The organism is Microbacterium sp. HMWF026 (genome assembly GCF_003061325.1).
GTDB classification, from domain to species: domain Bacteria; phylum Actinomycetota; class Actinomycetes; order Actinomycetales; family Microbacteriaceae; genus Microbacterium; species Microbacterium testaceum_E.
Genome location: NZ_QAJB01000452.1, coordinates 2538 through 3806, shown reverse-complemented (window position 1 = coordinate 3806; position 1269 = coordinate 2538). Strand labels below are relative to the sequence as shown.

The following is a 1269-nucleotide window of genomic DNA, read 5'->3' as shown; positions in this document are numbered from 1 at the left end:
CCGCTACAGCACCGTGTCGACGGCATCCGCCAGTCTCACCTTCACCGGCGGATGGATCACCTGGTACACGTGGAAGTCGCCGAACGCCGGCATCGTCCGCGTCCTGATCGATGGCGCCGAGGTCGCCCGGGTGGACAACTACGCCAAGTCCAGCGCGACCGCCGTGATCGGCTACAGCGCCCCCGTGACCCCGGGTTCGCACACGATCACCATCGTCGGATCGGGGTCGAAGAACACCGCCTCGGGCGGACGCATGACGCACCTGGACTCCTTCGTCGTCACCGCCGAGGCCGTCGACCCGCTCGACACCACCGACATCCCGCGCGCCGCCGACTGCCCGACCGCCACGACGACGGTGACCAACGCCGTCGAGCTGACCGCCGCGCTCAAGGCCGCGGCACCGGGAAGCGTCATCCGCCTCGCCGACGGCACCTACACCGGCCAGTTCCTGCTGAGCGCGTCGGGCACCGCCGACCGCCCCATCTGGATCTGCGGGTCGTCCAAGGCGACGCTGACCACCGGGGCGATCGACAGCGGCACGGCGCTGCGCGTCGAGCAGTCCTCGAACGTCGTGCTCACCGGCTTCACCGTCGCGCGCTCGCTGCAGGGCGTCATGGTCAAGTACAGCTCGCGCCTGGTCCTCAGCGACCTGATCGTGCGCGACACCGGCTACGAGGGCATCCACCTGTACGCCCTCACCACCGACAGCATCGTCGCGCACTCGGTCCTCGGCCGCACCGGCTCGCTCGACGTCGCCTACGGCGAGGGCGTGTACATCGGCACCTCGCAGCGGCGCTGGGCCGAGGTCACGCAGGGCTACGCGGACGCCTCGGACCGCAACATGGTCATCGCCAACCGGTTCGTGCAGACCGGTGCCGAGGGGATCGACGCGAAAGAGGGGACGAGCGACGGCATCATCGCCGACAACTCCTTCGAGGGCGTACTCGCCGGCTCGCGCTCGCTCGGATGGGTCCTCGTCACCGGCAACGGATGGTCGGTCACCGGCAACACCGGCGACACGGCCGTCGGCAACGCCTACGCCTCGATGAGCTGGGGCGACTGGGGCTACGACAACGACTTCCGGGCCAACACCGGCGTAGCCGGGACCTCCGGCTACGGGGTCTGGGTCCACGACAAGACGCGGGGTGTCACGGTCGCGTGCGACAACGACATCGACGCCGCGGGAAGCGGGAACACGAATGTCTTCTGCTCGGCCTGACACCGACCTCGTCTTCGTCGTCGGGGCGCCCGACGACCCGGCGACGGCGA

Annotated in this window: 1 protein-coding gene; it reads left to right on the top strand. The window is 69.7% G+C overall.

Features of this window, described 5'->3' with window-relative positions; translation table 11 throughout:
* The coding region (locus DBR36_RS16405; protein ID WP_181373657.1) for a NosD domain-containing protein at positions 1-1219 on the top strand (1219 nt) is incomplete at its 5' end.
* Between the last annotated feature and the right edge of the window lie 50 nt (positions 1220-1269).